The organism is Mycobacterium sp. MOTT36Y (assembly GCF_000262165.1).
GTDB classification, from domain to species: domain Bacteria; phylum Actinomycetota; class Actinomycetes; order Mycobacteriales; family Mycobacteriaceae; genus Mycobacterium; species Mycobacterium intracellulare.
On sequence record NC_017904.1, the window covers coordinates 647,628 to 674,341 of the forward strand.

Genomic DNA, 26,714 nt, shown 5'->3' on the forward strand with positions numbered 1-26,714 from the left:
CTAGCGCCGCCAGCTGTCCTGGTCGTCCCAGGATCCGTCGGCGCCGTCGGTGTCCAGTTCGGTGGGCTCGTCGGAGCCAGTCCCGGACAGCTCTTGCTGAAGCCGCTGGAAGTCGGTCTGCGGAGAACTGTATTTGAGTTCTCGAGCAACCTTGGTCTGCTTTGCCTTAGCCCGGCCGCGGCCCATGGGGGAACCCCCTCGCGCAATAACGGAGCGGCCTAACGAGTAGGCGGCTCCGATCTCCTGGTGTCGTATTGTCCTGCCAACAGTTTACCGTGCCCCGCCAGTGGGCGTCGGTGCCCCCTGCTCGCTGTGGCGGACGTTACCGTTCATTATCCCGCACCGCCCCGCAACCGTTCAACGGCCAGTCGCCCGGCGCCGATGTGTTCGGTGGGAGGCAGGGAATCGACGTCGATCACGGCGGCGACCGCGGCCTCCGGACCGGTCGCCAATTCCGTCTCGGCGGGCAGCCCGCGCTTGAGCAGCGCCAGCGCGATCGGTCCGAGGTCGACGTGATCGACCACGGTGCCGAGGCGGCCGACGGTACGTCCGCCGGCCAGCACCGGCTCGCCCGTCGACGGCCGTTCCACCGAGCCGTCCAGGTGCAGCAACACCAGCATCCGGGGTGGCCTGCCCAGGTTGTGCACCCGCGCGACGGTCTCTTGCCCGCGGTAACAGCCTTTGTCCAGATGGACGGCGCCCTCGCGGGGGCCGCCGATCCAACCCACCTCGTGAGGAATCGTGCGTTCATCGGTGTCGACGCCGAGCCGTGGCCGCACTGCCGCGACCCGGTGGGCTTCGTAGGCCCACACGCCGCCGGGCCGCACTCCGGCCTGCGACAACCGGTTTCGCCAGTCACCGGCGTCGGCGCGCGGAACCACCAGGTCCAGTTCGACCGGGCCGGCAGGCGTGCCGGGCATCCGTCGCACGAACCCGCCGTCGAGGGGAACCGCGGACAGCTCGGCGGGCAGCGCGTCCACTCCGAGCGCGTCGAGGATCGTTTGGTCGGCCAACCGCGGGCCCAGCAACGAGAGCACGGCCAGATTGGCGTCGGTCGGGGTGACCTCGGACCAGAACACCATCTTGCGCAGGTATTCCAGCAGCGGCTCGGCGCGCCACGGTTCGGTGTCGAGGTAGGTGGTGCCCCCGAGCTCGGTCTGGATCCAGTGGTCCTCGACGCGGCCCTGACCGTCCAGGCTCAGATTCTGCGTGCTGCCGCCCTCGGGCAGGTTGCTGACGTGCTGCGTCGAAATGCTGTGCAACCACGTCTGGCGGTCGTTGCCGGTTAAGGTGAGCACACCGCGGTGGGAGCGGTCGATCACGATCGCGTCGGTTTCGGCCGCGCGTTGCTCGCCCAGCGGGTCACCGTAATGCCAGACGGCGCCGGCGTCGGGTCCGGAATCGGGTGCGGGGACGGGGTGGCTCACACGTCAACTCTACGGCCGTCGAGTGCGCGCCCAACGAGTGTGCAGCTCGCCGCACGTTCGTCGACGACTGTGCGGCCGGCTTCACATTCGGCCCGGGAGCGGTGAGCCGATAGGCTTCTCCACCATGGCTGGCCCGAACGGTGTGATCGTCACGCTGGACGGCGAAGTCCATTCGCCGGACGCGCCGCTGTTGCACGCCGACGACCTGGCGGCGGTGCGCGGCGACGGCGTCTTCGAGACGCTGTTGGTGCGCGACGGCCGGGCCTGTCTGATCGAATCGCATCTGCAGCGGCTGACCCAGTCGGCCGTGCTGACCGATCTGCCCGCCCCGGATCTGCCGCGCTGGCGTAGTGCGATCGAGGCGGCCACCCGGCAGTGGTGCGCGGGCACCGCGGACGAAGGCGCGATGCGGCTGATCTACAGCCGTGGCCGGGAGGACGGTTCGACGCCGACGGCCTACGTCATGGTCAACGGCGTTCCCGAACGCGTCACGGCGGTCCGACGCGACGGACTGGCGGCCATCACTCTCGATCGCGGCCTGCCCGCATCGGGCGTCGACGCGATGCCGTGGCTGCTGGCCGGCGCCAAGACGCTGTCCTACGCGGTGAACATGGCCGCCCTGCGTCACGCAGCCCGCCAGGATGCCGGTGACGTCATCTTCGTCAGCACGGACGGCTACATCCTGGAGGGCCCACGCTCGACCGTGGTGATCGCCACCGACTCCGATGCACCCGAGGGCATGCCGTGCCTGCTGACGCCCCCGCCGTGGTATCCGATTTTGCGCGGCACCACCCAGCAGGCCCTGTTTGAGGTCGCCCGGGCCAAGGGGTACGACTGCGATTACCGGGCGCTGCGTGTCGCGGATCTGGTTGCTGCGCAAGGTGTTTGGCTGATCTCGAGCATGACGTTGGCCGCCCGGGTGCATACCCTCAACGGATTGCCGCTGCCGCGGTCGCCGATGGCGGCGGACTTCGCCGAGTTGGTCGACGCCGCCATCGTCAGCGATCGCTGAGCGCTGAATCCTGTTGTCGCCTCTGGGATTCGCGGGTACGGTCGGCCGTACACAAGGAAGGAGGTGGTCCGAGAAATTGATAGCTTCATGGACATGTGAGGTGGCTGCGCGCTAGCTGCATCGGCTCTCGGAAGAGCCGGCGATACAGATGCGCTGGCGAATTCCCCGCAGTCACCCGGCCCCCGAGCTTCCGGTTTTGTCCGACCTGGAATACGGCTCGGGGGCCGCTCCATGCCGGCGGCCGCTACCGAGCTGCTAGCCGGCGAACCGGGACAACCGCGCCGAAAGATGCGGCACCAGGCCGCCGTCGGCGTCGACCCGCTCCTCGACATAGGCCAGATCGCCGCCCTCGACGATGCCGTAGAGCCGCTTGGCGCCGCCGACCAGCACGCCGGACCTGCTGCGGGCCAGCGCATCGGTCACCAGCTCCCACGACGACTGGGTGCGCGGGCGCCCGTAGAACAATTCGACATAGCCCGCCGAATGGGCCAACAGCAGCTCGATCGCCTGCGATTCGCTGGGGTCGTCGGGATCGTTGACGAAGCGCCAGAAACCGGTCTCACGCAGGTCGCGCTCCTGGTAATCGCCCGTCGCGCTCAGCCGCCAGGAGCGGGATTCCCAGTTGAGATAGTCGCCGCCGTCGTGCGAGACCACGATCTGCTGGCCGAACCGGTAGTCGCCGTCGTGGCCGCGGCCCTCGCCTTCGCCGCGCCACACGCCGACCAGCGGCAGCAACGCCAGCAGCGCGTCATTGAGATTCGCGCCCTCGCGCAGGTTGGCGGTGTCGGCGGGAAGGGGCAGGTCATCGAAGGACGGGATGTTGCGGCCGGCGGTCACCTTGGCGCGCTCAGCGGCGGCGGCCACCGCCCGGTCGCCGGAACTAGCCGCACTCAACGGTTCCTCCCCATCGCTGCGCTCTGGATCGTCGCCGGCGCGCGTCACGACTCGTCAGTGATGAGCCGATAGAGGGTGTAGAGGGCGAACCATGAAATCACCACGACCGCCACAACCAGCATGATCTCGAAGAACAGCACCACGGGGACAAGTCTATTCGCCCCGTCGCGGCACAGTCGCGGGCAGCTGGCCGATCAGGCGATCTTGACGTCGACCTCGTGGATGCCGGCGCCCGACGGCGTCACGACGGCGTTCCCGTTGCCGGCCGCCGACAGCGCGCGCAGCGTCCAGGATCCGGGAGCGGCGAAGAACCGGAAGTCACCGGTGGCCGAGGCCACCACCTCGGCGGTGAACTCGTCCGACGAGTCCAGCAAGCGGACGAACGCGCCACCCACTGCCTGGCCATCGCCGTCCACGACGCGGCCGGTGATCACCGTTTCCTTTTCCAGGTCGACGCTGGCGGGCAACGTCAGTCCTTGCTTCGGTGCAGAGCACATATCAGCTTCCCAACTCGATCGGGGCTCCCACCAGGGAGCCGTATTCCGTCCAACTGCCGTCGTAGTTCTTGACATTCCTGTGCCCGAGCAATTCGTAGAGAACGAACCAGGTGTGCGACGACCGCTCGCCGATGCGGCAGTAGGCGATCGTTTCTTTGTCGCCGTCCAGGCCGGCCGCGGCGTACAGCTCGGCCAGCTCCTCGTCGGACTTGAAGGTGCCGTCCTCGTTGGCGGCCTTGCTCCAGGGCACGTTGATGGCGCCCGGGATGTGGCCGGGCCGCTGGCTTTGCTCCTGCGGCAGATGCGCGGGCGCGAGGATCTTGCCGGAAAACTCGTCGGGGGAGCGCACGTCGACCAGGTTCTTGACGTTGATGGCCGCGATGACGTCGTCGCGGAACGCCCGGATGCTGTTGTCCGGTGCGGCCGCCGTGTACGACGTCGCGGGCCTGCTGACGGCATCGCTGGACAGTGCGCGGCCGTCGAGCTCCCACTTCTTGCGGCCGCCGTCGAGCAGCTTGACCGTCTCGTGGCCGTACAGCTTGAAGTACCAGTACGCGTACGCGGCGAACCAGTTGTTGTTGCCGCCGTAGAGGATCACGGTGTCGTCATTGGAGATGCCCCGCTCGCTGAGCAGTTTCGAGAACTGCTGGGCGTCGACGAAGTCGCGCTTGACCGGGTCCTGCAAATCGGAGCGCCAGTCCAGCTTGATCGCGCCGGGGATGTGACCGGCGTCGTAAGCGCTGGTGTCCTCGTCGACTTCGACAAAGACGACGCCGGAGGCGTCGAGATTGCTCTCAGCCCAGTCGGTCGAGACCAGGACGTCGGAGCGTGCCATGGAGTGGGTCCTTTCGATCACTTTTGGTTACAGCAGGTCAGGTGGGGCGCGCGCCGCCTCGCAAGCGGGCCACCAGTGGGTAGAGCTGGCAGCCCAGGCAGATTCCGAAGGCCGCGTTGAGGGACGCGGCCGCCAGGGCGGCCGCGGTGGCGATGACGCCGACCAGGACGGCACCGGCGGCGAAACCGGCCGTACCCAGCACGGCGAAGATCAGGCCGACGAGTTGGGCGAACTTCAGCGGCGCGGCGGGTTCGCGGTCCTGCACCGGGTCCAGCCGGGGCGCGACGACGGCGGCGAATATCCGGCCGTAGGGGTGCTGGCGGGGCCCGGCGACGGCGCCGATGGCGAAGATGACGGCCTGGATGGCAAGGATCGCCGCCGCGGCGGCTGGGCTGACCGCCGACACGACCAGCGTCAGGATCAAGACCCCGGTGGTCACCCACGCGGCAAATCGTGGTCCACGCACGTCGACGAGGTCGGGCTGCGTGGCGGTGTTGCTGCTCGGCAAGGTGTTACTCCTCGAATACCCCTGTTGCTGACGGAAACGACGATGGGAGAGGTGCCACGGTCGGGATCCGGGCCCGCTCCGAGTGCTACGCGAAGGCGCGGCTACTCAGCAGCAACAGCAACAACAACAGCCCGCGGTGCGGCACAGCGCAACTGCGCGGCGCTTGGTGAGCATGGGCTCGAGGCGGGCTAACACGTCGGTCAGCTTACCCAATGACACCGTGGTCAAGCCAACAGCGGTTTCAGGGCGGACCGCAGGTCGGCGGCGCTGGGCACTCCCGAGGTCCGGTAGCGCTGCCGCCCGTCGATGTCGAAGATCAACGTGGTGGGCAGGGACAGCACCGAATAACGGCGTGCGGTCTCGGGATTGGCGTCCAGGTCGACCTCGACGTGGGCTATCGGAGATCCCGGGTCGCCCAGGTCGTCGCAGACCTGGGTGACGACCCGGCGCACCCGGTCGCACGGCCCGCACCACGGGGCGCTGAAATGCACGACGGTCGGGCCGCCGCGGGAAAGTCCCAGGGCTGCGACGTCGGCGGCGGGGTCGCGATCCGGCCCGGGATCGATTGCCCGGATGCTGCCGGAGCGGCGTGTCAACAGCCAGCCGAGCAGCGTCGCGACGGCGAGCGCGGCGACGGTCACCACGATCACCGTCATCATGCGCGCCACCCCTGGCCATCGCCGCGTTCGGCGGCATCGTCAGCGTGCGTCATGACCGTTTAAACCCATCGAGGGACACCGTTACTCCATAGGTGATGCCCTCGATGATGACGTCGGAGCCGCGCGCGCCCTCGGTGGTGGGCGCGACGCCGAAGGGAAGCCGCTGATCGGGAAGCCTGCCCGCAAAGGCGTGCAGCACCGCGTCGTGCTTGTCGGCGGGGACGATCTGGTCGGCGGTGTCCGGCCCGGTCAGCACTCCGGTGGGGGTGAAGACCAACGTCGCCGGGTCATCGGGGGCAATGGACAGGTCGACCGAGACGCTGACGCGGTGATCGAAGCCGGAGGATTTGGGCGTGCCGGTGAACACCAGCCCATGGCTGTCGGAGATGCCCGACGCGGTGACGCCGCCGGTCGAGGTGTTGGTTTCCTTGGGCGGGGCCTCGACCATCAGGTCGCTGATGCCCAGGTAGCGGCCCAGGTGGGTCGAGTCGATGATGATGCGGCTTTCCAGCTTGTGCACGGCGAGCTTCGCGTCGGGCGTGATCAGCCACGCCGCATGCGCGAGATCCACCGAGTACATCGTGGCCTCGAGGGTGGCTTTGCCGGTCATTGCGTGTTCGACGGCGTTGGCCTTGATCTCCACCTGGTCGTAGTTGCCGCGCATGGCCTGCGGAATGAAGGGAAACGCCACGATGGCCACGAACGGGTCGCTGCCCAGGTTGGCCGCCTTGCGCACGCTGGCCGACAGCCGGTATTCGGCATAGATGCTGGTGCCGTAGTCGACTCCGATCGCGCCGAGGGCGACCACGGCCAGCAGGATCGCGGTCGCGGTCACGGCAATCAGCACCTTGCGCACCCGCATATTGTGGCGTAACCCCCGGCGGGGCCGGATCGCCCGTGGCGGGGCTCACAGTGGCTCGTCCGCCACGCGAAAAAACCAGGTAACACGTTATCGTTAGATGACCTGGTAACTAACGCGTGATGGCGTTGTGAATTTGGGAGATGCCGTTCCCCCGAGCTGGAGGGACTAGTTGGAGCTTTTACTGCTGACCTCGGAGCTGCATCCCGATCCGGTCCTGCCCTCGTTGTCGCTGCTTCCGCATCCCGTGCGGACGGCGCCGCCGGAACCAGCTTCGCTGCTCGAGGCCGGGACGGCGGACGCCGTGATTGTGGATGCGCGCACCGATTTGTCGTCCGCGCGTGGGCTGTGCCGCCTGCTGAGCACCGCCGGCCGGTCGGTTCCCGTGTTGGCGGTGGTGAGCGAAGGCGGGCTGGTGGCCATCAGCGCGGACTGGGGTCTGGACGAGATCTTGCTGCCCACCACCGGACCGGCCGAGATCGACGCGAGGCTGCGGCTGGTGGTCGGCCGCCGCGGCGGGCTCGCGGACCAGGAAAGCGCCGGCAAGGTGAGCCTGGGCGAGTTGGTGATCGACGAAGGCACCTACACCGCCCGGCTGCGTGGCCGCCCCCTCGATCTCACCTACAAGGAATTCGAGTTGCTCAAGTACCTGGCTCAGCACGCCGGGCGGGTATTCACGCGGGCGCAGTTGCTGCATGAGGTGTGGGGGTACGACTTCTTCGGCGGCACCCGCACCGTCGATGTGCACGTGCGTCGGCTGCGGGCCAAACTCGGTTCCGAGCACGAGGCGTTGATCGGCACGGTCCGCAACGTGGGTTACAAGGCGGTCCGCCCGGCCCGCGGCCGCACTCCGGCGGCCGACTCGTCCGACCCCGACGGCACGGATGGCGGCGAATCCAATGCGGAATCCGACTCCGAGGATGTCAAAGATCCGTTGGTCGATCCCTTGCACACTCAGTGATCCCGCCCGACTGGCGCCGGACGCTGACCGACGACGAACAGCGGGGCGTGCGCGAACTTGTCGGTGCTGCAACGGAATTCGATGGGGTGGCGCCCGTCGGCGAGCAGGTACTGCGCGAACTCGGACACGACCGCACCGAGCACCTGCGGATCACCTCGGACGACGCCGGCGCAATCGTCGGTTATCTCAATCTCAGCCCGGCCCGCGAGGGCGAGACGGCCATGGCCGAACTCGTCGTGCACCCACGGGCGCGTCGGCGCGGGATCGGGGCCGCGCTGATTCGCGCGGCGTTGTCCAAAACGGGTGCGAGCAACCGGTTTTGGGCGCACGGCACGCTCGAGCCCGCCCGCGCGACCGCGTCCGCGCTGCGCCTGGCGCCCGTGCGGGAACTGATGCAGATGCGACGCTCGCTGCGCGATCTCCCCGACACCGCGCCGTCGGTGCCCGGGGTGCAGATCCGCACCTATGCGGGCACGGCCGACGACGCCGAGCTGCTGCGCGTCAACAACGCCGCGTTTGCCTACCACCCCGAGCAGGGCGGCTGGACCGACGTCGAACTGGCGGAGCGGCGCGACGAACCGTGGTTCGACCCGGCCGGCTTATTTCTGGCGTTCGATGACTCCGCCGGCGATCAGGGCGGCAGGCTGCTGGGTTTTCACTGGACGAAGGTGCACCTCGATCGGCCCGGTTTGGGGGAGGTGTACGTCGTGGGCGTCGATCCGTCGGCCCAGGGCCGCGGACTGGGCCAGGCGTTGACCGCCGTCGGCATCGAATGGTTGGCCCGCCGCCTGGCCGACGCCGCCGATCCCACCGTCATGCTCTACGTCGAGTCGGACAACGTCGCCGCCGTGCGCACCTACCAGCGCTTGGGGTTCACCACCTACAGCGTCGACACCGCATACGCGGTCACACCCGCGGCCAACTGACCGCGGGTACGCGGGGCATCGAGCCGGATCGTTAACCTGGTCCTTGCTACCGAGGCGTTGCTGCGCGCCGGGGCGGCACATACTTTCGCCGCGACGGGCAACCTGGCAGGGGATGACCAGCGGCGCCCACATGCGTCTTGAACGGTGTCATGAAAGCGAGATCGGTGAAGCTCGACAGGCAGGGCAGGGCGGCGGCCGCGGTAGTGCTGGCGACGGCACTCGGCGTCGCGGCGCTGACCGCCTGCGGCAGCGACGAGAACCGTCCCGGAGCCGCGGCGCCCAGCGTCACCGCCCCCGCGGGCACCGCGGGGTGTGGCGGCAAGAACAACCTGACGGCGGAAGGCTCGACCGCGCAAGCGAACGCCATCACCGTCTTCAACCAGGTGTGGGGCCAGTACTGCCCGGGCAAGGGTCTGGCCTACAACCCGACCGGGTCGGGCGCCGGTCGCGAGCAGTTCATCGCCGGGCACGTGGACTTCGCGGGGGCCGACTCTCCGTTGGTCGCCGAACAGATCGGACCGGCCGCCAGCCGGTGCGGCGGGAACCCGGCGTGGGACCTGCCCCTGGTGTTCGGCCCGATCGCGCTCGCCTACAACCTGCCGGGGAATCCGGCCCTGGTGGTCAGCAGTGACGCGGTGGCCAAAATTTTCACCGGCAAGATCACCACGTGGAACGACCCCATCCTGGTCGGGCTCAACCCGGGTGTGGCCCTGCCCGACACCAGGATCACGCCGATCTACCGGTCCGACTCGTCGGGAACCACCGACAACGTACAGAAGTATCTGACCGCCGCCGCCCCGCAGAGCTGGGCCAAAGGGGTCGGTACGGAATTCCAGGGCGGCGTCGGCGAGGGCGCGGCGAAGTCGTCCGGGGTCATCCAGGCCGTCCAGACCATTCCGGGCGCCATCGGATACGTCCAGAAGGGCTTCGCCGACCAGGCGCGCATGTCCTACGCCAAAATCGCCACCCGCGGCGGGGTGGTCCCGCTCACCAACGACACGGCCGGAAACGCCATCAAGGCGGCCAAATTCCTCGGCGAGGGAAACGACCTGTTGCTCGACCTCAACGCCATGTACGGCTCGCAGGAGCCGGGCGTCTATCCGCTGGTGCTCGTCACCTACGAGATCGTCTGCTCCAAGGGCTACGACGCCGAGACCGCCGGGGCAATCAAATCGTTCCTCTCCATCGCCGCCACCAGCGGGCAGGCCGAACTTTCCTCGGCCGGTTACATTCCGCTGCCCGATAAGGTCAAGGAACGACTGGTCGCCGCGATCGATGCGCTGCAGTGACCAGGTGAGATCGCAGTGACGGAGTTTTCGGGGCCAAACCCAATAGACTCAGGCGCGGGCGCGGTCCTCGCCACGTCGATTCCCGAGTCGCCGACGACACCCACCAGCCCGTGGGGCGAGGCCAGACCGCATGTGGGAGACCGGATATTCCGGCGGCTCGCGCAGACCTCGGGCGTGCTGATCATCGTCGTGATCGCCGCGATCGCCGTCTTCCTGCTCGGGCGCGCGGCACCGGCGTTGCAGCGCAACCGCGAGAACTTCTTCAGCTACGGCGGTAACTGGGTCACCACCGACCCATCGGCGATGCACTTCGGGATCGCCAGCCTGCTGCCGGTGACCGTGTTCGTGTCGCTGTTCGCGTTGACCTTGGCCATGCCCGTCGCGCTGGGCGTCGCCCTCTTCATCACCCAGTACGCGCCACGGCGGGTGGCGACGCCGCTGGCCTACGCGGTCGATCTGCTGGCCGCGGTTCCCTCGATCATCTACGGCGCCTGGGGTCTATACGTGTTGGCGCCACAACTGCGGCCCATCGCCACCTGGCTCAACCGCTCCATGGGCTGGTGCTTTCTGTTCGCCGACGGCAACGCGTCGGCCGCCGGCGGCGGCACCATCTTCACCGGCGGCATCGTCTTGGCGGTGATGATCCTGCCCATCGTCACCGCCGTCACCCGCGAGGTCTTCGTCCAGACACCGCAGGACCAGATCGAAGCCGCGCTGGCGCTGGGCGCCACCCGATGGGAAGTGGTCAAGACCGTCACGCTGCCGTTCGGGCGGTCCGGCTACATCAGCGGCGGGATGCTGGGGCTGGGGCGCGCGCTGGGCGAAACGGTCGCGCTGCTGATCATCTTGCGGGGCACCCAGTCGGCGTTCGGCTGGTCGCTGTTCGACGGCGGCTCCACCTTCGCCACCAAGATCGCGGGCGCCGCGGCCGAGTTCGACGACCGGTTCAAGTCGGGCGCCTACATCGCCGCGGGCCTCACACTCTTCGCGCTCACCTTCCTCGTCGACGCCCTGGCCCGGGGCGCCGTCGCCGGGGCGGGCCGAAAGGGCGCGCGATGACGTCGATGCTGGACCGCCCGCTCAAGTCGCGGACGTTCTCACCGCTGTCCCGGCGTCGCCGTACCGCGAATCGTGTTGCGACCGTACTGGTTTCACTGGCATTGCTGGTGGCCGTGGCGCCGCTGGTGATGGTGCTGTGGTCGGTGACCGCCAAAGGAGTCAGGGCGATCACGTCGACCGTTTGGTGGTCGCACTCGCAAGCCGGGATGACGGCCTTCGTGACCGGCGGCGGCGCCTACCACGCGCTGGTCGGCACCGTGCTGCAGGGATTGGTGTGCGCCGGCATCTCCATTCCGATCGGTCTGATGGTCGCGATCTATCTGGTCGAATACGGCGGCGGCACCGCGCTGGGCCGGTTGGCCTCGTTCATGGTGGACATCCTGAGCGGGGTGCCCTCGATCGTGGCGGCGTTGTTCGTCTACGCGTTGTGTGTGGCCACGCTGGGCCTGCCCCGCTCGGAGTTCGCGGTATCGCTGGCGCTGGTGTTGCTGATGCTGCCGGTGATCGTGCGGGCGACCGAGGAAATGCTGCGGGTGGTTCCGGTGGATCTGCGCGAGGCCAGCTACGCCCTGGGCATCACCAAGTGGAAGACCATCGTCCGGGTGGTCATTCCCACCGGGCTTTCCGGCATCGTCACCGGGATCTTGCTGGCGATGGCACGGGTGATGGGGGAGACGGCGCCGCTGTTGATCCTCGTCGGCTATGCGCAATCGATGAACTTCAACATCTTCAGCGACTTCATGGGGACGCTGCCAGGCATGATGTACAACCAGACGTCGGTCGGCGCGGGCCTCAACCCCATCCCCACGGATCGGTTGTGGGGTGCCGCGTTAACCCTCATCCTGGTGATCGCCGCGATCAATATCGTGGCTCGAGTGATAGCGAAATTCCTTGGCGCCAGAAAGTCATAGGCAGGAGCAGTAGTGGCCAAACGGTTGGACCTCAAGGGCGTCAACATCTACTACGGGTCGTTTCACGCCGTCGCGGAGGTGACGCTGACGGTGTTGCCGCGCAGCGTCACCGCGTTCATCGGCCCGTCGGGGTGCGGCAAGACGACGGTCCTGCGCACCCTCAACCGCATGCATGAGGTGGTGCCCGGCGGGCGCGTCGAGGGCAGCGTGCTGCTCGACGACGAGGACATCTACGGCGCCGGTGTCGACCCGGTCGGTGTGCGCCGGGCCATCGGGATGGTGTTCCAGCGTCCGAACCCGTTCCCCGCCATGTCAATTCGCGACAACGTGGTGGCCGGCCTCAAGCTGCAAGGGGTGCGCAATCGCAAGGTGCTCGATGAGACGGCCGAATACTCGCTGCGCGGCGCGAACCTGTGGGACGAGGTCAAGGATCGGTTGGACCGGCCCGGTGGCGGTCTGTCCGGCGGGCAGCAGCAGCGGCTGTGCATCGCCAGGGCCATCGCCGTGCAGCCCGACGTGCTGCTCATGGACGAGCCGTGCTCGGCGCTGGACCCGATCTCGACGATGGCCATCGAGGAGCTGATCAGCGAACTGAAGCAGGACTACACGATCGTCATCGTCACCCACAACATGCAGCAGGCGGCCCGGGTCAGCGACTACACCGCGTTTTTCAACCTGGAAGCCGTCGGGAAACCGGGGCGGCTGATCGAGGTCGACGACACCGAGAAGATCTTTTCCAACCCGAATCAAAAGGCGACCGAGGACTACATCTCGGGCCGTTTCGGCTAGCTGGACGGCGGTTTCGCCTCTTCCTCGGGCAGTCTGCCGGTCGCCTGGAAAATGACGCGCCTGGCCACCTCGACGGCGTGGTCGGCGAAACGCTCGTAGAAGCGGCCCAGCAACGTCACGTCGACGGCCGCCGCCACGCCGTGCTTCCATTCCCGGTCCATCAGCACCGAGAACAGGTGCCGGTGCAGATCGTCCATCGCGTCGTCTTCTTCACGGATCCGGGCCGCCTTCTCCGGGTCGCGCGACAACACCACCTCTTGGGCGCTGTTTCCCAATTCGACTGCGATGCTGCCCATTTCGGCGAAGTAGCCGTTGACCTCTTCGGGCAGGGCGTGCTGGGGATGCCGCCGTCGGGCGATCTTGGCGACGTGCAACGCCAGCGCACCCATGCGGTCGATGTCCGCCACCATCTGAATGGCGCTCACGATCGAGCGCAGATCACCGGCCACCGGCGCCTGCAATGCCAGCAGCACAAAGGCGCTTTCCTCGGCGCGTGCGCTCATCGCGGCGATCGCTTCGTGGTCGGAGATCACTTGTTCGGCCAGCACCAAGTCGGCCTGCAGCAGGGCTTGGGTGGCCCGCTCCATGGCGATTCCTGCCAAGCCGCACATCTCGCCGAGCCGCTCGGATAACTCCGAGAGTTGCTCGTGGTAGGCGGTTCGCATGTCGTCAAGGATACGTTCCCCGCGTCCCAGACAGGCCGCGGAGCGCCGTCAAAACGGCTTATTCGCAGGTGGTGTCGGCCGCGTTGGTGACGGTCAGGTCCTCGGGGAGCTTGGCCGGCGCGTTGCTCGAGCCGCGTTCGATCTGCAAACTCATCGGCGAGCCGCTCGGCGAGGGGGCGGTGACCGACTTGAAGTCCGGGCCCAGAACCACCTGCACGACCTGCCCGTAGCCGGAGACCCGCTGGACCTTGGCGTTGGCGAACGAGGACGCCACGGTGGCCGCGGCCTCTTCGTTGCCGGGCGAGAACAGCACCGTCGTCGCGGTCACCGAACTCGGATAGTCGTCGGGGGCCATCACGTTGAAGCCGTCCCGCTTGAGCTGGGTGGTCGCGGTCGCCGCCAGCCCGGTCTGCGTGGTGGCGTTGGAAACCCGCACGGTCACACCGCTCGGCGAGGTCGTGGTGACCTGTTCGTGTTGGGCCTCCGGCGTCGGGGACGGTTTCCTGGTGGTCGGGGCCTTCGACGCGCCCGTCGTGCCCGAGCCGGACGATGCGCTCAAATTCTTTGCGTTCTGGTCGTTTTCCTCCGGCAGCGGATCGTCGTTGATGATGGCGTCGAACAGCGCCCGCATGTCGGACATGCGCGGCGGCTCGTCGCCGTTCTGGTCGGTGACGCCGGTGGGCACCGTCACGAACGTGACGTGGCCGGCCGCCATCCCCTGCAACGACTGACCGAGCTGCACCAGGTCCTTGGACTTCACGTTGTCGACGACGGTGTCGCTGATGAACATGTTGACGACGTTGTTGAGCTTGTTGAGGTCAAGCAGCGTGTCCGCCGAGATCAACGATCTCAGCAGCGACGACAAGAACAGCTGCTGGCGCTTGATGCGGCCGTAGTCCCCGTTGATCTCCGTGGTGACCTGGCGGGCCCGCACGTAATTCAGCGCGGTGGAACCGTCGAGAACCTGGCGCCCGCCGTGTTCGAGCACGGTGCCCAGCTCGTAGTCGTGCAGCGGGGTGCTCGAGCACACCTCGACTCCGCCGAGGGCATCCACCATTTTCGCGAAGCCGGAGAAGTCGACGGCGATGAAGCGGTTGATGCTCAATCCGGACAGCTTCTGGATTTCCTTCACCAGACACTTCGGGCCGCCGAAGGCGAACGCGGAGTTCAGTTTGGTCTCGGTGTAGACCATCTTCGGTCCCCACGTCTGCGTCTTCGCGTCGTAGAGCGGGCCGTACTTGCCGGTGGTGGGGTCCCAGGCCTCGCACTGCATCGGGGTGATCGCCAGGTCGCGCGGGAACGACACCGCCACCACGCGTTTGCGATTGGCCGGGATGTTCACCAGCATGACGGTGTCCGAGCGGGCGCCGTCGGCGTCGTCGGTGTCGCCGGCGCCCATGTTGGCGTTGTCGCCGGCGCGCGAGTCGAGGCCGACGATCAAGAAGTCTTCGTCGCCGTATTGCCCGTTCGCGTCGCGGATGTCGTCCGAGTGCGGGTCGAGCGCGTTGATCGTGTTGAGCCGGGCGTTCTTCGACGTGCTCCACTGCCAGGCCCCGCCGGTCATCACCAGCGCCAGCACGGCGGCCAGCGCCGCCACCGAGCGGCCGGCCAGCAGCATCGGGCGGCGGCGTTTGGGCTCGTCGGCGGTGGTGTCGACGGCGCCGGATGGCGGCTCGTCGGGCTCGTCCTCGTTCGGGTAGTCGGCGTCCATGAGCTCGCGAAGCTCGGAGACCGCGTCGAACGAGTAGGCGAAGTCGTCGATGACCTGTGTTTTCTGTAGCTCGAGCGGTGGTTCGGGCTCGGGCCGGAAGGCTTGGGGGCGGGGCTCGAAGAATTCGGGCTCGGGAGGCTCGACCTCCGGGGCGGCGCGTCGGTGGATGGGCCGGTCGGGGGCGCCGATCTTGGCGATCAGATCGGCGACGCTGACTCCGCCCCCGGCGTGGCTTCCGGTGTGCTCGGTGTCGTCGATGTCCTGCGGCGCGGCGGGCTCGACGGCCGTTTCGGGTTGCCAGCGATGGATGCTGTCGTCGGGCGGCGGTTCGAAGAATCGCTCCCAGGGAGCGGCGCCCAGGCTGGGCGACGGGCCCGTCGGGATCGGTTGGGCGTGAACCTCGCCCGGTGCGTGCCGACCGTTACGAGTGGCGTCGCGCTCGCCGTCACTCATGTCCTACCGGCCTCCGAAGCTCTGATGCAGACGTCAGCGTGTCCGTGCGTGGTGGCAGCGCGGCGCCGCTCGTGTGACGGCTCGTGCCATCCGTTTTCGTCGCGCCCGTGCGGCGGCACAAAATCATCCGCCGTCCAAGCGCATGCAACAAAGCCCACATCGTACTGAGTTATCGGTCCGGAAGCGATTTCGAGCCGGTGGACTCAGCCGCCGGAGTGCATGACGTCGGCGCCGGCCGGCACCGTGCAGTCGTCGGGGTCGTCCAGCCAGCCTTCCGGGAGCACGACCCGGGCGGGTGAACCCTGCCGGCCCCGGGGCCCGCTCGCCTCGTCCGGGAAGGGCACGTCGGCGTCCAACCGGTCGAGAAGGCGGTCCAGCTCGTCGAGCGTCTTGACCATTGCCAGCGCTCGGCGCAGCTCGGAGCCGGCGGGAAAGCCGTGCAGGTACCACGCGATGTGCTTGCGGATGTCGCGCATGCCCTTGTCCTCGCCGAAGTGCGCGGCCAGCAGCTGGCCGTGCCGGCGGACGATGTCGGCGACCTCGCCCAGCGTCGGTGGTGTGGGCGGAGGGCTGCCGGTGAAAGCCGCCGACAGCTCGGCGAAAAGCCACGGGCGGCCCAGGCAGCCGCGGCCGATGACCACGCCGTCGCATCCGGTGGCGGCCATCATCGTCAGGGCGTCGCTGGCGTCGTAGATGTCGCCGTTGCCGAGCACCGGGATCGTGCGCACATGCTGCTTGAGGCGGGCGATCTCGTCCCAATCGGCGGTGCCGGAATAGCGCTGCGCCGCGGTGCGGGCGTGCAGCGCGACCGCGGCGGCGCCCTCGGCTTCGGCGATGCGGCCGGCGTCGATGTGCGTGTGGTGCTCGTCGTCGATGCCGATGCGGAACTTGACGGTCACCGGTATCTGGGTGCCCTCGGTGGCGCGCACGGCGGCGGCGACGATCTGGCCGAACAGCCGCCGCTTGTAGGGCAGCGCCGACCCGCCGCCGCGCTTGGTCACCTTGGGCACCGGGCAGCCGAAATTCATGTCGATGTGATCGGCCAGGCCTTCGTCGGCGATCATCTTGGCGGCCGCGTAGGTGGTCGCGGGGTCGACGGTGTAGAGCTGCAGCGACCGGGGCGACTCGTCGGGGGCGAACGTGGTCATGTGCATGGTGACCGGGTGACGCTCGACGAGCGCGCGGGCCGTCACCATCTCGCAGACGTAGAGGCCGCTGACGGTGCCGACCTTGGATTGCTCCAGCTCACGGCACAGCGTCCGGAAGGCGACGTTGGTGACGCCAGCCATCGGTGCCAGAACCACCGGGCTCGCGAGCGCGATGGAACCGATGCGCACCGCTTGGTTACCGCCGGCTCATGGTCAGCGTGCCCGCCGTCTGATGCAGCTCGACGGCTGTGGTCCTCTTGCCGGTGCGGGCTTCCCGGTCGAGCTGGCGCTGCTTGGAGACCTCGAACTTGTCGCAGGTCTGCTCCAGCTCCTTGATCAGCACCCCGAGGTCGTCGCGCAAGGCGGCGGCCTCACCCGAGAAGTCCTCACGCTCGAAGATGCGCCATTTCCTCAACACCGGCATGACGACCTCGTCGAGGTGGATGCGCGGGGCGTACACGCCGCCCACGGCGATCATCACGGCCTTGCGCCGGAACTCGGGCACCTGGTAGCCGGGCATCTGGAAGTTGCGCAACACCTTGTGCAGCGACTTCATCGCCTGATTGGGCGCGATCTCGAACCCGGCCTCGGTGACGTCGCGGTAGAAGATCATGTGCAGGTTCTCGTCGGCCGAGATCTTGGCCAGCAACTGGTCGGCGATCGTGTCGTTGCACGCCTTACCGGTGTTGCGGTGCGAGATCCGCGTCGCCAACTCCTGGAAGGTCACGTAGGTGACCGAATCGAACAGGCTCTCGGCGAACAGGTCTTCGCGAACCTGGTGGTTCTGGCCGGGGCTGAAGCCGCGGTTGACCACCTCGATGCGCAGCTTTTCCAATTCGTACGGGTCGACCGCGCGCGTGACCACCAAGTAGTCGCGCAGCGCGATCCCGTGCCGGTTCTCCTCCGCGGTCCACCGGTTGACCCATTGGCCCCAGGGGCCGTCCATGCTGAAGTTCATCGCGATCTCGCGGTGATAGGACGGCAGGTTGTCCTCGGTCATCAGGTTCTGCACCATCGCCACCTGGGCGACGTCCGAGAGCTTGGATTGTCCCGGCTCCCAGTCCTGCCCACCGAGCGCATAGAAGTTCTTTCCGTCCGACCACGGGATGTAGTCGTGCGGGTTCCAGTTCTTGTGCATGCTCTCGTGCCGGTTCAGGTACTTCTCGACGACCGGCTGGAGTTCGTGCAGCAGCTGTAGGTTTGTCAGCTCGGCTGACATAGTGCCTCCAGTTATCTGTGTCGATGGGTAGCAGTCAATATATCTGTGTACTTCGGTAGCAGCAAGTTCCTCGCCAGGCGTGGTCGATAACGGTTTGACATCGCGATCAACCACCAGTTTTACGGCTTGCCGATCCGGCCCGAATGAAAACCCGCTACTGCGACTTGCCGAGCTCTCCGGCGGGGACGTACGGCGCCGCGGTGATGTAGAGCATGTTGATGCAGTAGTCGATGAACTGTTTGCGCGTCGCCCCGAGTTGCCCGTGCAGGTAGGCGGTGAACAGGCTCGACAGGCCACCGACCAGGCTGGTGGCGATCATTTTCTGCAGCACGGCATCGCCGATCCGGGACAGCTTGCGCTGCAGCAGGTCGATGAAATTGGGCATCCACTCCGCGCCCGACCGCACCAGCACCGGCTCCACCGCCGGCGCCAGCAACAGCACCCGCCCCCGGACCGGGTCGTCCACCATCAGCTCGACGAAGCGTTCGACGGCCTCTCGCGGGGTCGTCGCCGACGTCAGGGTGTTCATTGCCCGCGTGCAGACGTCGTCATAGACCGCGCGCACGAATTCGTCACGGTCGGCGAAGCTTTCGTAGAAGTAGCGTTCGGTCAGCGCGGCCTTGCGGCACACCGCGCGAACGGTCAGCGCCGGCCCCCCGGAACCGCCGAGCAGCTGCACGCCGGCGCTGATCAGGTTGTCACGGCGAAGCGCGAGGCGACTCTCCAAGGGGACGCCGGTCCAGCGGCCCCGTCGTTGACCCGTCTGCACATCGCTCCTAAGCTGAAAATGACAACGGCTGTAGTCAAAAATTCAGATACCTACAGGAATCCAATAGTGACTCAAGATACGTCCGCATCGCGCCCCCTGACCAGCGACGCGACCGGCGCCCCTGAGCAGTCTGGCGGGCCGGCCGACGGCTCCAACGGTGTCGCGGGCGGCTGCCCCGTATCGCCACTGGGCTACGACGCGCCGCCAACACCGCTGGGACCCGATTCCCTGACCTGGCGTTATTTCGGGGACTGGCGGGGCATGCTGCAGGGCCCATGGGCCGGATCGATGCAGAACATGCACCCCCAACTCGGCGCGGCGGTGCTCGACCACTCCACCTTCTTCCGCGAGCGGTGGCCGCGTCTGCTGCGTTCGCTGTATCCCATCGGCGGGGTCGTCTTCGACGGTGAGCGCGCCCCCATGACCGGCGCCGAAGTCCGCGACTACCACACCGACATCAAGGGCGTCGATGACCAGGGCCGCCGCTACCACGCCCTGAACCCCGACGTCTTCTACTGGGCGCATTCCACCTTCTTTATGGGCACCATTCACGTGGCCGAACGGTTTTGCGGTGGGATCACCGAGGCGCAAAAGCGTCAGCTGTTCGACGAACATGTCGAGTGGTACCGCATGTACGGCATGAGCATGCGGCCCGTGCCGAAGTCGTGGGAGGAGTTCCAGGCCTACTGGGACCACATGTGCCGCAACGTGCTGGAAAGCAACGAGGCGGCACGGGCCGTGCTCGACCTCAGCGAGTTGCCCAAACCGCCTTTCGCGCAATGGATTCCGGAACCCTTGTGGGCCTTGCAGCGCAAACTGATGGCCCCGTTCTTCGTCTGGCTGACCGTCGGCCTCTACGACCCCCCGGTGCGGGAGCTGATGGGCTACCGGTGGTCGCGCCGCGACGAGTGGTTGCACCGGCGTTTTGGCGACCTGGTTCGTTTCGTATTCGCCCTGGTGCCAAGCAGATTCCGCAAGCACCCGCGGGCGCGTGCCGGGTTGGACCGCGCCAGCGGGCGAATCCCGCTCGATACCCCGCTGGTGCAAACGCCCGCGCGCAATCTGCCGCCGATCGACGAGCGCGGGGACCCCAAGCACTACTGCCCGATGGTGTCTTGAGCCGTACGACGATGCAGCCCGCGAAGCGGGGTGAGGAGGAGTGCGGCAATTCGGTCTAGCCGTACGACGATGCAGCCCGCGAAGCGGGGTGAGGAGGAGTGCGGCAATTCGGTCTAGCGCGTACGGTCGTCGTCCGCGCTAGGCGTGGGCGTGGCCGTGAACGTCCTCCAGCCCGGCCTGGTGCACGTGCCGATGGGTGTGTTCGGTCCCGTCGGCGTGCGCGTGGGAGTGTTCGTGCTCCACGTGGTCGTGCTCGTGGGACGTGTGTGCGTGGGCGTGCGTCACGTCGCCGTGCCGATGCTCGTGCGCGTGGGGCGCGTCGTGGGTGTGCTCTTCGCTCATCGGTGATGCCTCCTTGCGTGAAATGCCTTGTGCCTCCGGCCGACTCAGCGGCCGCTGCTGCGGTGTCGGTTCGACGATTCGGCTACCGCCTTTAGCCCGTCGTCGCCGCGGTGATGGCCGGGGACCCCGGGTCCGGCGTGCTCGGCGTTGAAAACGGCGTCGATGACGAGCTGGCGCACGTGGTCGTTCTCCAGGCTGTAGAAGATCGTCGTGCCCTCCCGGCGGGTGCGGACCAGACGTGCCATCCGCAACTTCGCGAGGTGCTGGGAAACCGACGGCGCCGGCTTGCCCACGTGCTCGGCGAGTTCGTTGACCGACATCTCGTGGTCGGTCAACGACCAGAGCACCTGCACGCGGGTGGCATCGGCCAGCATCCGGAAGACCTCGACCACCAGGCCGGCCTGGTCGTCGGGAAGACGCCCTTTGCTATTACCTGCATGCATACGCAAATACTAGCGAAGGCTAGCGGGGCTGCCAAGGGGGCGGCTCAGGCCGGCGGGACAACCGTCGTCTGGCGCCGGCCGCCATTGCGCTCGTTCCACAGCCGGTAGACCTCTATCGCCCCCTCGTGCGGGTCGTAGCGCATCGGCAGGCGCCGATCCTCCCAGTCCTTGGAGAATTCGTCATAGAAGGTGGACAACTCGAAGTACTTGCGGTCATCGGCGTAGTACTGCTCGTAGCTTTCGCGCGTGGTCAGGAACACGACCTCCCGGGGCGAGCAGTAATACAGCGAGCCCAGGCACATCGGGCACGGGTGGGCGAGCACGTAGATCGTGGCGTCGACGAGGTGCTCGGTGCCCAGCTTCATGCAGGCCTCGCGGATGGCGAGGATCTCGGCGTGGGCGGTGGGGTCGCTCGTCTGGGCCACTCGGTTGGCGCTCTCGGCGAGCACCTCGCCGCCCCGCACGATCACCGTGGCGAACGGCCGGCCGCCTTCGGCCACGTTGCGACGAGCCAGTTCGATCGTTCGTTGAGCGAAGTCGGTCACGGGTCCTCCGGAGTGCAGCAGATAAGTCGGAGGGTAGCCCCGTCGGCCGCCACACCGAGCCTGTGATGTTAACTAGATTGTCTATCTTTTTTCGGACCCGACTGAAGGGGCATCATGGCGCGCACCGATCGTGATCGTTGGGACCTGGCGACAAGCGTCGGGGCGACGGCGACCATGGTGGCCGCCCAGCGGGCGCTGTCCTCCGAGGCGAAGTTGATCGACGACCCCTATGCCGCGCCGCTGGTGCGGGCGGTCGGCATCGACGTCTACGTCCGCCTGGTGAACGGCGAAATCGAGGCCAGCGGGAACACGGAGTTCGATCCCCGGCGAATGGCGCAGGGAATGGCCTGCCGAACCCGGTTCTATGACCAATTCTTTCTGGATGCCACCCGCAGCGGCATCGGCCAGGTGGTGATCCTCGCGTCGGGCCTGGATTCCCGCGCCTACCGGCTGCCCTGGCCGGCCGGCACCGTCGTCTACGAGGTCGACATGCCAGAGGTCATCGAGTTCAAGACCCTGACCCTGGGCGATCTGGGCGCCAAGCCGACCGCGCAGCGGTGCACCGTCGCGATCGATCTGCGCGACGACTGGGCCTCGGCCCTGCGGGCCGCGGGATTCGATCCCCAGGCCCCCTCCGCGTGGAGCGCCGAAGGCCTGGTGGTCTATCTGCCGGACGACGCTCAGGATGCGCTGTTCGACAACGTCACCTCGCTGAGCGCCCCCGGCAGTCGTCTCGCTTTCGAATTCGTGCCCGACACCGCGGTTTTCGCCGACCCGCGGTGGCGTGCTCACCACGACCGGATGAGCGAACTCGGCTTCGAGATCGACTTCAACGACCTCGTGTATCACGGCCAGCGCAGCCACATCGTCGACCACCTGAACCAGCGCGGCTGGCAGACGTCGTCGACGACGGTCGCGGATCTGCACGCGGCGAACGGTTTCGTCTACGCCGACGACGACGTCGCCGCGGCCTTCGCCGACGTCACGTACTGCAGCGCTGTGCTCGGGCGATGAGCGGTCATCGGTCGCGCACGGCCCACGCGATGCGCGATGTGGTGCCCCCACTAGGACTCGAACCTAGGACCTGCGGATTAAAAGTCCGTAGCTCTACCAACTGAGCTATAGGGGCCGCGAAGATTCAGGATACTTGGACCGAAAACCCGGCTCGTTTGAGGATTGGGCACACCGTGACCTAAGCTGACGTGGCTCCCAACGAAACCACGTTGCGAGTACCCCGGAGTGATTCGGTTCTGGCCCCCATCGTCTAGTGGCCTAGGACGCCGCCCTTTCACGGCGGTAGCACGGGTTCGAATCCCGTTGGGGGTACGCGACGCGGTGACGCGGAGCAGCAGCAAGGCCCTGTGGCGCAGTTGGTTAGCGCGCCGCCCTGTCACGGCGGAGGTCGCGGGTTCGAGTCCCGTCAGGGTCGCCAAGCGCGGCGAGGCACTCGCTGCCTTCCGGCCAGGTAGCTCAGTCGGTACGAGCGTCCGCCTGAAAAGCGGAAGGTCGGCGGTTCGATCCCGCCCCTGGCCACCAGTCTTGAGCTGCACGGACGCGGTGATGGCACTCTATGGATGGTTCGGTGTGTCCGGTTCCTGTCCGTTCGCCCGGTTTTTGGCGACGTCCTGAAGCCGGTCGAGATTCGTGGCTACGTGGTCGAGTTCGTCTGAATAGAGGTCGCTGTAGATGTTCGCGGTGACGGTCGGCGTCGAGTGCCCCATCGTCTTCTGGACGTAGCGGAGGTCGGCGCCGGAGGCCCGGGCCAGGCTGGCGTAGGTGTGGCGCAGGTCGTGAATCGTCAGCGGCACCAGTCCGGTTTTCTTTAGGGCTTCGTTCCAGTCGGTATGCCGGCGCCAGTTGTTTGATCTGAGGAACCCGCCATTTGGCGAGGTGATTGCATGTTCTGTGGGCGCGCGATTATCGATCCTTGGTTTGAGCGCGTCGATGACGATTTGGGGGAGTGGGACGGTTCGGGCGGCGGCGCGAGTTTTTGGCGGCCCGACGATGATCCGGCCTTCCACTTCTGGCGCGGCCTGGCGGACATAGAGCCGACGCGCAGTTAGGTCGATGTCGCCGACCCGCAGGCCGACGAGTTCGGACCAGCGCAGGCCGGTGAAGGCGAGGATGATCACCACGTCGCCGTGGTCGCCGCATGCGGCTGCCAGGGCGGCGACTTCGGTGGCGGTCAGATAGCGGTGGCGTTCTCGGGTGGGTATCCGCCCGGATGACACCCCGTCAGCCGGGTTGCTGTGGATTCGACCGTCCTCGCGCGCCATGTCGAGAATCGACCGCAGCAGCCGCAGCGTGGCGAGTTTGGCCCAGGGACCGACGGTCATGGAATCGATGAATTGCTGTATATCCTTTCGGCTGATTTCATCAACCGGGACGTGGCCGAAACGCGGACTGATGCGTAGTTCCCAATGCTGGGTGTAGCCGCTCCAGGTCTTGGGCGACACTGCGGGGCGTTTCAACGCGCTGTATTGCGTCCAGACAGCGGCGAGTTTGGCCCGGCCAAGTCGGGGGTCGAAGCGTCTGGCGCCGATCGCCGCTTCGCCATCCCGGTCGGCCTTGAATGCCCGCGCTTCTCGCAAGGTGGCGAACGTCGACGACGTCTCAGCCCATCCCGACGGGGAGTCTGAATCACGCACCAGGTAGCGCACTTGATAGCGCGGCAGACCGGCCGAATTGATCCGCTTTCGGATACCGCGCGGGACCGATCCGGCCACTTAGCGACGCACCTTACGAAGCCATGCGCGGACTTCAGCTGCGTCCCAACGTCTTACGCGATCAGATAGCGTGTAGCAGGGCGGTCCCACGTCTGCGCCGTGTTCGCGCAATGCGCCCCATCGACTCACCGTCGCAGCGGACACGCCAAGCAGCTCGGCCACCTGCTCCGCTGTTAGAAGCTCTGGAAAGGTCGCTGTCGCGGTGGCGCTGGTTTTGATGCCGAGGGTTGTCATGCCGATGTCCTCAGTTCTCTGCTGAACCAGCGCGACTTGAGCTTGTAGGCCCGTATTCTTGTGCGACAGAACGGATTAGCGAATCGGGCCAGAAGTCGGCGCGTACTCGCATCGTTGACCCGTCTTCGGCGATGACGTATCCGGTACCAGGCTCATTTGGGTTGATCCGATGCGCGGGGGCGGCGTCGGCGAGGCCGTCACCCAAGACCATGGCGACTTCGTCGCGTGAGCGCAGCCGCAGTGCGACGGTTTGGGTGAACAACCCGCGCATGGGCAGAATCTCCTTGCGAGGGTCCTGCATGAATGCGGCGACCACGATGCCTACAGCCCTACCCTTTGTCAGGATGCGTGAGAGTGAGCCCGCAACTTGCTTCCTCAGTGCCGCGTCCGTCATGTATGCGGTCAAGCCCGCGAATTCATCGATGAGCAGCACGACGAGCGGTTCGGCGGTGCTCGGTGTGTGCGAACGCGCTCGGCCGGCCATCCTGCGACCGCGGCTGTCTAGTAGCTCCTCCAAGTTGGTCAGCAGTCTCGCGGCGTTGGCCTCGGTCGTCGCAATGCCGCTGAATAGTGCAGACCCGACTGACACTTCGATCCCGTACTTGAGATCCACGGCGAACAGCCGCACGGTTCCCGCCTTGATGGCTGGGCCTAATCCGCCTGCAATGCCCCAAAAAACGGAGCCCTTGCCCGCACCCGAGCACCCAACAGTGAGGGTGTGCAGGCCGGCGACGCGCAGAGTCCATGCCGACCCATTCTCACGCCGGCCGACCTCGACGCCCGTCGGCTCGACGCTGGTTGGGAATGCAGCGGTCTCTGCCTCTGAAAGGCATTGTTTCATAACGAATTCCACGCGAACCGTGCCGGGGCCGATCAGTGTCGAGCGGGCGGAATGCGCCCCGACAGCGTCACGAATTGCGGGGACCGCGTTTTCGAGGTCGTCCACCGTCTGGCCGGTCCGTGTTCGGACTGTCATCCGTAGGCAGTCGCCGAACATGCTCACCCCGAGAAGGCGAGGATGAGTCCAAACTGTCCTCGTCCTGCTCTTGCCCTGTGCGTCCGTGCGTGTGACGTGCTCGGGAGTCGACAACCCGCAGGCCTTGGCAACCCGTGGCCAGGAGATCGATGCCCAGATCAGCCATCGGGCCCGACATGCTGGTGTTGCAACATAACGCCCAAATGTGGCGGGGGAACGCACTCTCCAAACGACGAGCGAAACGGCGACCACGCCGATCACCGCAATGAGCCACATGGCGCCGACCGCCAGCAGGTGCGTGAGGTCAAAGAAGTCGATGCCGGCGTCGGGATCTGGAATCGAATACGGATCGCTAGGTACTACGGGGTCGTACGGACTCATGCTGACACCCGGTCTCCCGCTGAGGACCCCGCCTTGCCGGTGTCCGCAGTCATACCCGAGGCCCGAAACGACCACGCGATGCGGCCGGATTCGCTCGAACGGTCTACGTACGGCAATATGTATAGTTCCTCGAAAATCACTGGTGTGAAGGGCATTCCGGCAGTGTTCGGTGGGCACACAGGCTGCTTGGGCGTTGCGAACTTGACGGTGAGAGTGCGCGCTCGCTTACTAGCTGTCGGGTCGCCGTCGAGGACTTCGACCTGCCACAACGGAGCGCCTGATTCTCGATCAGTCGCCTGGACCTTGTTGTCCTTCGTCGACCGCTCGTAATCGATCACCGCCGTCACGTCGGACACCACAAACGCTTTGCGTGGGAAAACCTGCTGGTGTGACACCTTGAGCCATTTCGGCACAGACATTTGTCGACCTTTCATGAGAACTGCTCTAGACAAGTTGAGGTTACATAGTCGTCTAGAGGAGTGCAACGGTCGACGCCCAGTTGATCGAAGACTTTGGGCTCAGCGGGCCGGGAACTCGTATTCGAGCAGGTAGGCGGAAGCAACTTTCACCGTGTCGCAGACCTCAACCGCCACGTCATTCGCGTCATATGCGGTTCGCAGCACTGTCAATACGGGAACGCCTGGTTCGAGTTCCAGTTGCCGCCGTTCTTCGGGAGTGGGCATTCGGGCTGCGACCTCCTCGGTGAAGTGACCGAGTACGTGGCCATTCTCTTCCAGTCGGGCGTAGATGCCCCCGGGCCCAGTGTCCACCTGCTCGATCCTCGTGCCTTCGGCGAAAGCAGCCGGGATGAAGGAGACCGCCGTTTCAACCGGTCGGCCATTCGCCAGGTAGCGGCGCGATCGCACGACGATGTCATCGTCCGGTGATAATCGAAGTCGTTCCGCTACAAACGAATTCGGCTTCTCGCGGCTCACCGCAATATTGTCGACTTGCGGCGAGTAACCCGATTTCTCGGCCTCGACGGTAAACGCCGCCTTGCCTGCCGCGCGATGCTGTCGCGCGAATCGATCCGACGCGAGCCGGCGGATGGGGGGCGTCGGGCGAATAAACACCCCGCGGCCATGCTGCGAGACGACCAGTCCCTCGGAACGAAGCTCCTGCACAGCTTGTCTTACCGTCATGCGTGCCACACCGAAATGCTCGATAAGTTCCGTCTCAGACGGCAGTCGTTCCCCGGGAGCTAGCCGGTTGGAACGGATCGCTTCTCGCAACATGCCCGCGATCTGCCGATATGGCGGCTTGTCATCGGCTCTGTCGATTTGTCCAAGTTGCAGCACCCGCTGGCCTTCCATCACATGTCTAGACGACTAGTCTAGGAAGCCAGTCAACCCGTGTC

General features: G+C 66.6%; 30 protein-coding genes and 4 tRNA genes. 12 read left to right on the forward strand and 22 right to left on the reverse strand.

Annotated features, from left to right (window positions below; translation table 11 throughout):
- Complete coding sequence (locus W7S_RS03220; protein WP_008263905.1) at nt 1-186, reverse strand: DUF3073 domain-containing protein; 186 nt, start codon at nt 184-186, stop codon at nt 1-3.
- A gap of 146 nt (nt 187-332) precedes the next feature.
- Nucleotides 333-1,427, reverse strand: coding sequence for a folate-binding protein YgfZ (locus tag W7S_RS03225; RefSeq protein WP_014710917.1), 1,095 nt, complete (start codon nt 1,425-1,427; stop codon nt 333-335).
- 142 nt (nt 1,428-1,569) lie between these two features.
- Between W7S_RS03225 and W7S_RS03230 the strand changes: the two genes are divergently transcribed.
- Complete coding sequence (locus W7S_RS03230; RefSeq protein WP_014710918.1) at nt 1,570-2,439, forward strand: aminodeoxychorismate lyase; 870 nt, start codon at nt 1,570-1,572, stop codon at nt 2,437-2,439.
- 255 nt (nt 2,440-2,694) lie between these two features.
- Here W7S_RS03230 and W7S_RS03235 read toward each other — a convergent pair whose 3' ends face one another.
- From W7S_RS03235 to lmeA, 6 genes are all read right to left on the reverse strand, one after another.
- Nucleotides 2,695-3,381 (reverse strand): FABP family protein, encoded by a 687-nt coding sequence (locus tag W7S_RS03235; RefSeq protein ID WP_014710919.1) that lies wholly within the window; start codon nt 3,379-3,381, stop codon nt 2,695-2,697.
- Between the two features lie 146 nt (nt 3,382-3,527).
- Complete coding sequence (locus W7S_RS03245; protein ID WP_008263909.1) at nt 3,528-3,830, reverse strand: DUF1416 domain-containing protein; 303 nt, start codon at nt 3,828-3,830, stop codon at nt 3,528-3,530.
- Nucleotide 3,831: 1 nt separating this feature from the next.
- On the reverse strand, nt 3,832-4,665 hold the full coding sequence (locus tag W7S_RS03250) for a sulfurtransferase (protein WP_014710920.1): 834 nt from the start codon (nt 4,663-4,665) through the stop codon (nt 3,832-3,834).
- A 37-nt stretch (nt 4,666-4,702) separates the two neighbouring features.
- Entirely contained in the window at nt 4,703-5,173 is a 471-nt protein-coding gene (locus W7S_RS03255) for a DUF4395 domain-containing protein (protein ID WP_014710921.1), read from the reverse strand.
- Nucleotides 5,174-5,397: 224 nt separating this feature from the next.
- Nucleotides 5,398-5,832 carry a thioredoxin family protein gene (locus tag W7S_RS03260; protein WP_014710922.1) on the reverse strand — a complete coding sequence of 145 codons (435 nt, stop codon included), beginning with the start codon at nt 5,830-5,832 and terminating at the stop codon, nt 5,398-5,400.
- A 49-nt stretch (nt 5,833-5,881) separates the two neighbouring features.
- A complete protein-coding gene (gene lmeA / locus W7S_RS03265) occupies nt 5,882-6,694 on the reverse strand; it encodes a mannan chain length control protein LmeA (RefSeq protein ID WP_014710923.1) in 813 nt (270 codons plus the stop codon).
- 169 nt (nt 6,695-6,863) lie between these two features.
- Here lmeA and W7S_RS03270 point away from each other — a divergent pair, with 169 nt between their 5' ends.
- From W7S_RS03270 to pstB, 6 genes are all read left to right on the forward strand, one after another.
- The gene (locus W7S_RS03270; protein WP_014710924.1) at nt 6,864-7,652 is read left to right on the forward strand and encodes a response regulator transcription factor; all 789 of its coding nucleotides are present in this window, start codon (nt 6,864-6,866) and stop codon (nt 7,650-7,652) included.
- Nucleotides 7,649-8,578 (forward strand): mycothiol synthase, encoded by a 930-nt coding sequence (mshD, locus tag W7S_RS03275; RefSeq protein ID WP_014710925.1) that lies wholly within the window; start codon nt 7,649-7,651, stop codon nt 8,576-8,578. Before W7S_RS03270 ends, mshD begins: the two co-directional genes overlap by 4 nt.
- Before the next feature lie 164 nt (nt 8,579-8,742).
- Complete coding sequence (pstS, locus tag W7S_RS03280) at nt 8,743-9,867, forward strand: phosphate ABC transporter substrate-binding protein PstS (protein WP_014710926.1); 1,125 nt, start codon at nt 8,743-8,745, stop codon at nt 9,865-9,867.
- 15 nt (nt 9,868-9,882) lie between these two features.
- Nucleotides 9,883-10,926: a phosphate ABC transporter permease subunit PstC gene (gene pstC, locus W7S_RS03285; protein WP_036454606.1), complete on the forward strand. Its 1,044-nt coding sequence runs from the start codon at nt 9,883-9,885 to the stop codon at nt 10,924-10,926.
- Nucleotides 10,923-11,837 carry a phosphate ABC transporter permease PstA gene (gene pstA, locus W7S_RS03290; RefSeq protein WP_014710928.1) on the forward strand — a complete coding sequence of 305 codons (915 nt, stop codon included), beginning with the start codon at nt 10,923-10,925 and terminating at the stop codon, nt 11,835-11,837. Before pstC ends, pstA begins: the two co-directional genes overlap by 4 nt.
- 12 nt (nt 11,838-11,849) lie before the next feature.
- A complete protein-coding gene (pstB, locus tag W7S_RS03295) occupies nt 11,850-12,626 on the forward strand; it encodes a phosphate ABC transporter ATP-binding protein PstB (RefSeq protein ID WP_008263919.1) in 777 nt (258 codons plus the stop codon).
- Here the strand turns inward: pstB and phoU are convergent.
- The 5 genes from phoU to W7S_RS03320 all read right to left on the reverse strand — a co-directional run bounded on the left by phoU (nt 12,623) and on the right by W7S_RS03320 (nt 18,591).
- A complete protein-coding gene (gene phoU / locus W7S_RS03300) occupies nt 12,623-13,291 on the reverse strand; it encodes a phosphate signaling complex protein PhoU (protein WP_008263921.1) in 669 nt (222 codons plus the stop codon). The two genes, pstB and phoU, sit on opposite strands and share 4 nt — an antisense overlap.
- Before the next feature lie 58 nt (nt 13,292-13,349).
- On the reverse strand, nt 13,350-15,455 hold the full coding sequence (locus W7S_RS03305; RefSeq protein WP_014710929.1) for an LCP family protein: 2,106 nt from the start codon (nt 15,453-15,455) through the stop codon (nt 13,350-13,352).
- A gap of 203 nt (nt 15,456-15,658) precedes the next feature.
- Entirely contained in the window at nt 15,659-16,792 is a 1,134-nt protein-coding gene (dusB, locus tag W7S_RS03310; protein WP_014710930.1) for a tRNA dihydrouridine synthase DusB, read from the reverse strand.
- A gap of 7 nt (nt 16,793-16,799) precedes the next feature.
- On the reverse strand, nt 16,800-17,822 hold the full coding sequence (locus W7S_RS03315) for an acyl-ACP desaturase (RefSeq protein WP_014710931.1): 1,023 nt from the start codon (nt 17,820-17,822) through the stop codon (nt 16,800-16,802).
- A 154-nt stretch (nt 17,823-17,976) separates the two neighbouring features.
- Nucleotides 17,977-18,591, reverse strand: coding sequence for a TetR/AcrR family transcriptional regulator (locus W7S_RS03320; protein ID WP_014710932.1), 615 nt, complete (start codon nt 18,589-18,591; stop codon nt 17,977-17,979).
- 66 nt (nt 18,592-18,657) lie between these two features.
- Here W7S_RS03320 and W7S_RS03325 point away from each other — a divergent pair, with 66 nt between their 5' ends.
- The gene (locus W7S_RS03325; protein WP_014710933.1) at nt 18,658-19,710 is read left to right on the forward strand and encodes an oxygenase MpaB family protein; all 1,053 of its coding nucleotides are present in this window, start codon (nt 18,658-18,660) and stop codon (nt 19,708-19,710) included.
- Between the two features lie 138 nt (nt 19,711-19,848).
- On the opposite strand, the gene W7S_RS25830 is transcribed toward W7S_RS03325, so the two are convergent.
- The 3 genes from W7S_RS25830 to W7S_RS03340 are packed head-to-tail and all read right to left on the reverse strand — an operon-like array spanning nt 19,849 to nt 21,040.
- Entirely contained in the window at nt 19,849-20,052 is a 204-nt protein-coding gene (locus W7S_RS25830) for a hypothetical protein (protein WP_014710934.1), read from the reverse strand.
- Nucleotides 20,053-20,096: 44 nt separating this feature from the next.
- Nucleotides 20,097-20,495: a metalloregulator ArsR/SmtB family transcription factor gene (locus tag W7S_RS03335; protein ID WP_020188695.1), complete on the reverse strand. Its 399-nt coding sequence runs from the start codon at nt 20,493-20,495 to the stop codon at nt 20,097-20,099.
- 44 nt (nt 20,496-20,539) lie between these two features.
- Nucleotides 20,540-21,040, reverse strand: a complete 501-nt coding sequence (locus tag W7S_RS03340; RefSeq protein ID WP_014710935.1) for a nucleoside deaminase — start codon at nt 21,038-21,040, stop codon at nt 20,540-20,542.
- Nucleotides 21,041-21,154: 114 nt separating this feature from the next.
- Here W7S_RS03340 and W7S_RS03345 point away from each other — a divergent pair, with 114 nt between their 5' ends.
- Nucleotides 21,155-22,054 (forward strand): class I SAM-dependent methyltransferase, encoded by a 900-nt coding sequence (locus tag W7S_RS03345; RefSeq protein WP_014710936.1) that lies wholly within the window; start codon nt 21,155-21,157, stop codon nt 22,052-22,054.
- Between the two features lie 39 nt (nt 22,055-22,093).
- Here W7S_RS03345 and W7S_RS03350 read toward each other — a convergent pair.
- Nucleotides 22,094-22,169, reverse strand: a tRNA-Lys gene (locus tag W7S_RS03350).
- A 124-nt stretch (nt 22,170-22,293) separates the two neighbouring features.
- Between W7S_RS03350 and W7S_RS03355 the strand changes: the two genes are divergently transcribed.
- The 3 genes from W7S_RS03355 (at nt 22,294) to W7S_RS03365 (ending at nt 22,576) form a co-directional block, all read left to right on the forward strand.
- Nucleotides 22,294-22,366 (forward strand) — tRNA-Glu (locus tag W7S_RS03355).
- Between the two features lie 29 nt (nt 22,367-22,395).
- A tRNA-Asp gene (locus W7S_RS03360) sits at nt 22,396-22,472 on the forward strand.
- A 27-nt stretch (nt 22,473-22,499) separates the two neighbouring features.
- Nucleotides 22,500-22,576, forward strand: a tRNA-Phe gene (locus W7S_RS03365).
- A 32-nt stretch (nt 22,577-22,608) separates the two neighbouring features.
- Here W7S_RS03365 and W7S_RS03370 read toward each other — a convergent pair.
- The 5 genes from W7S_RS03370 to W7S_RS03390 all read right to left on the reverse strand — a co-directional run bounded on the left by W7S_RS03370 (nt 22,609) and on the right by W7S_RS03390 (nt 26,670).
- Nucleotides 22,609-23,766: a site-specific integrase gene (locus W7S_RS03370; RefSeq protein ID WP_008263933.1), complete on the reverse strand. Its 1,158-nt coding sequence runs from the start codon at nt 23,764-23,766 to the stop codon at nt 22,609-22,611.
- Nucleotides 23,767-24,000, reverse strand: coding sequence for an AlpA family transcriptional regulator (locus tag W7S_RS27385; protein WP_008263943.1), 234 nt, complete (start codon nt 23,998-24,000; stop codon nt 23,767-23,769). It lies immediately after the preceding gene.
- A 10-nt stretch (nt 24,001-24,010) separates the two neighbouring features.
- A complete protein-coding gene (locus tag W7S_RS03380; RefSeq protein ID WP_020821580.1) occupies nt 24,011-25,357 on the reverse strand; it encodes a hypothetical protein in 1,347 nt (448 codons plus the stop codon).
- A complete protein-coding gene (locus W7S_RS03385) occupies nt 25,354-25,776 on the reverse strand; it encodes a hypothetical protein (RefSeq protein WP_008263947.1) in 423 nt (140 codons plus the stop codon). The genes W7S_RS03380 and W7S_RS03385 overlap by 4 nt, the downstream gene beginning before the upstream one ends.
- 99 nt (nt 25,777-25,875) lie before the next feature.
- Complete coding sequence (locus W7S_RS03390) at nt 25,876-26,670, reverse strand: GntR family transcriptional regulator (RefSeq protein WP_020821582.1); 795 nt, start codon at nt 26,668-26,670, stop codon at nt 25,876-25,878.
- Nucleotides 26,671-26,714: the final 44 nt, after the last annotated feature.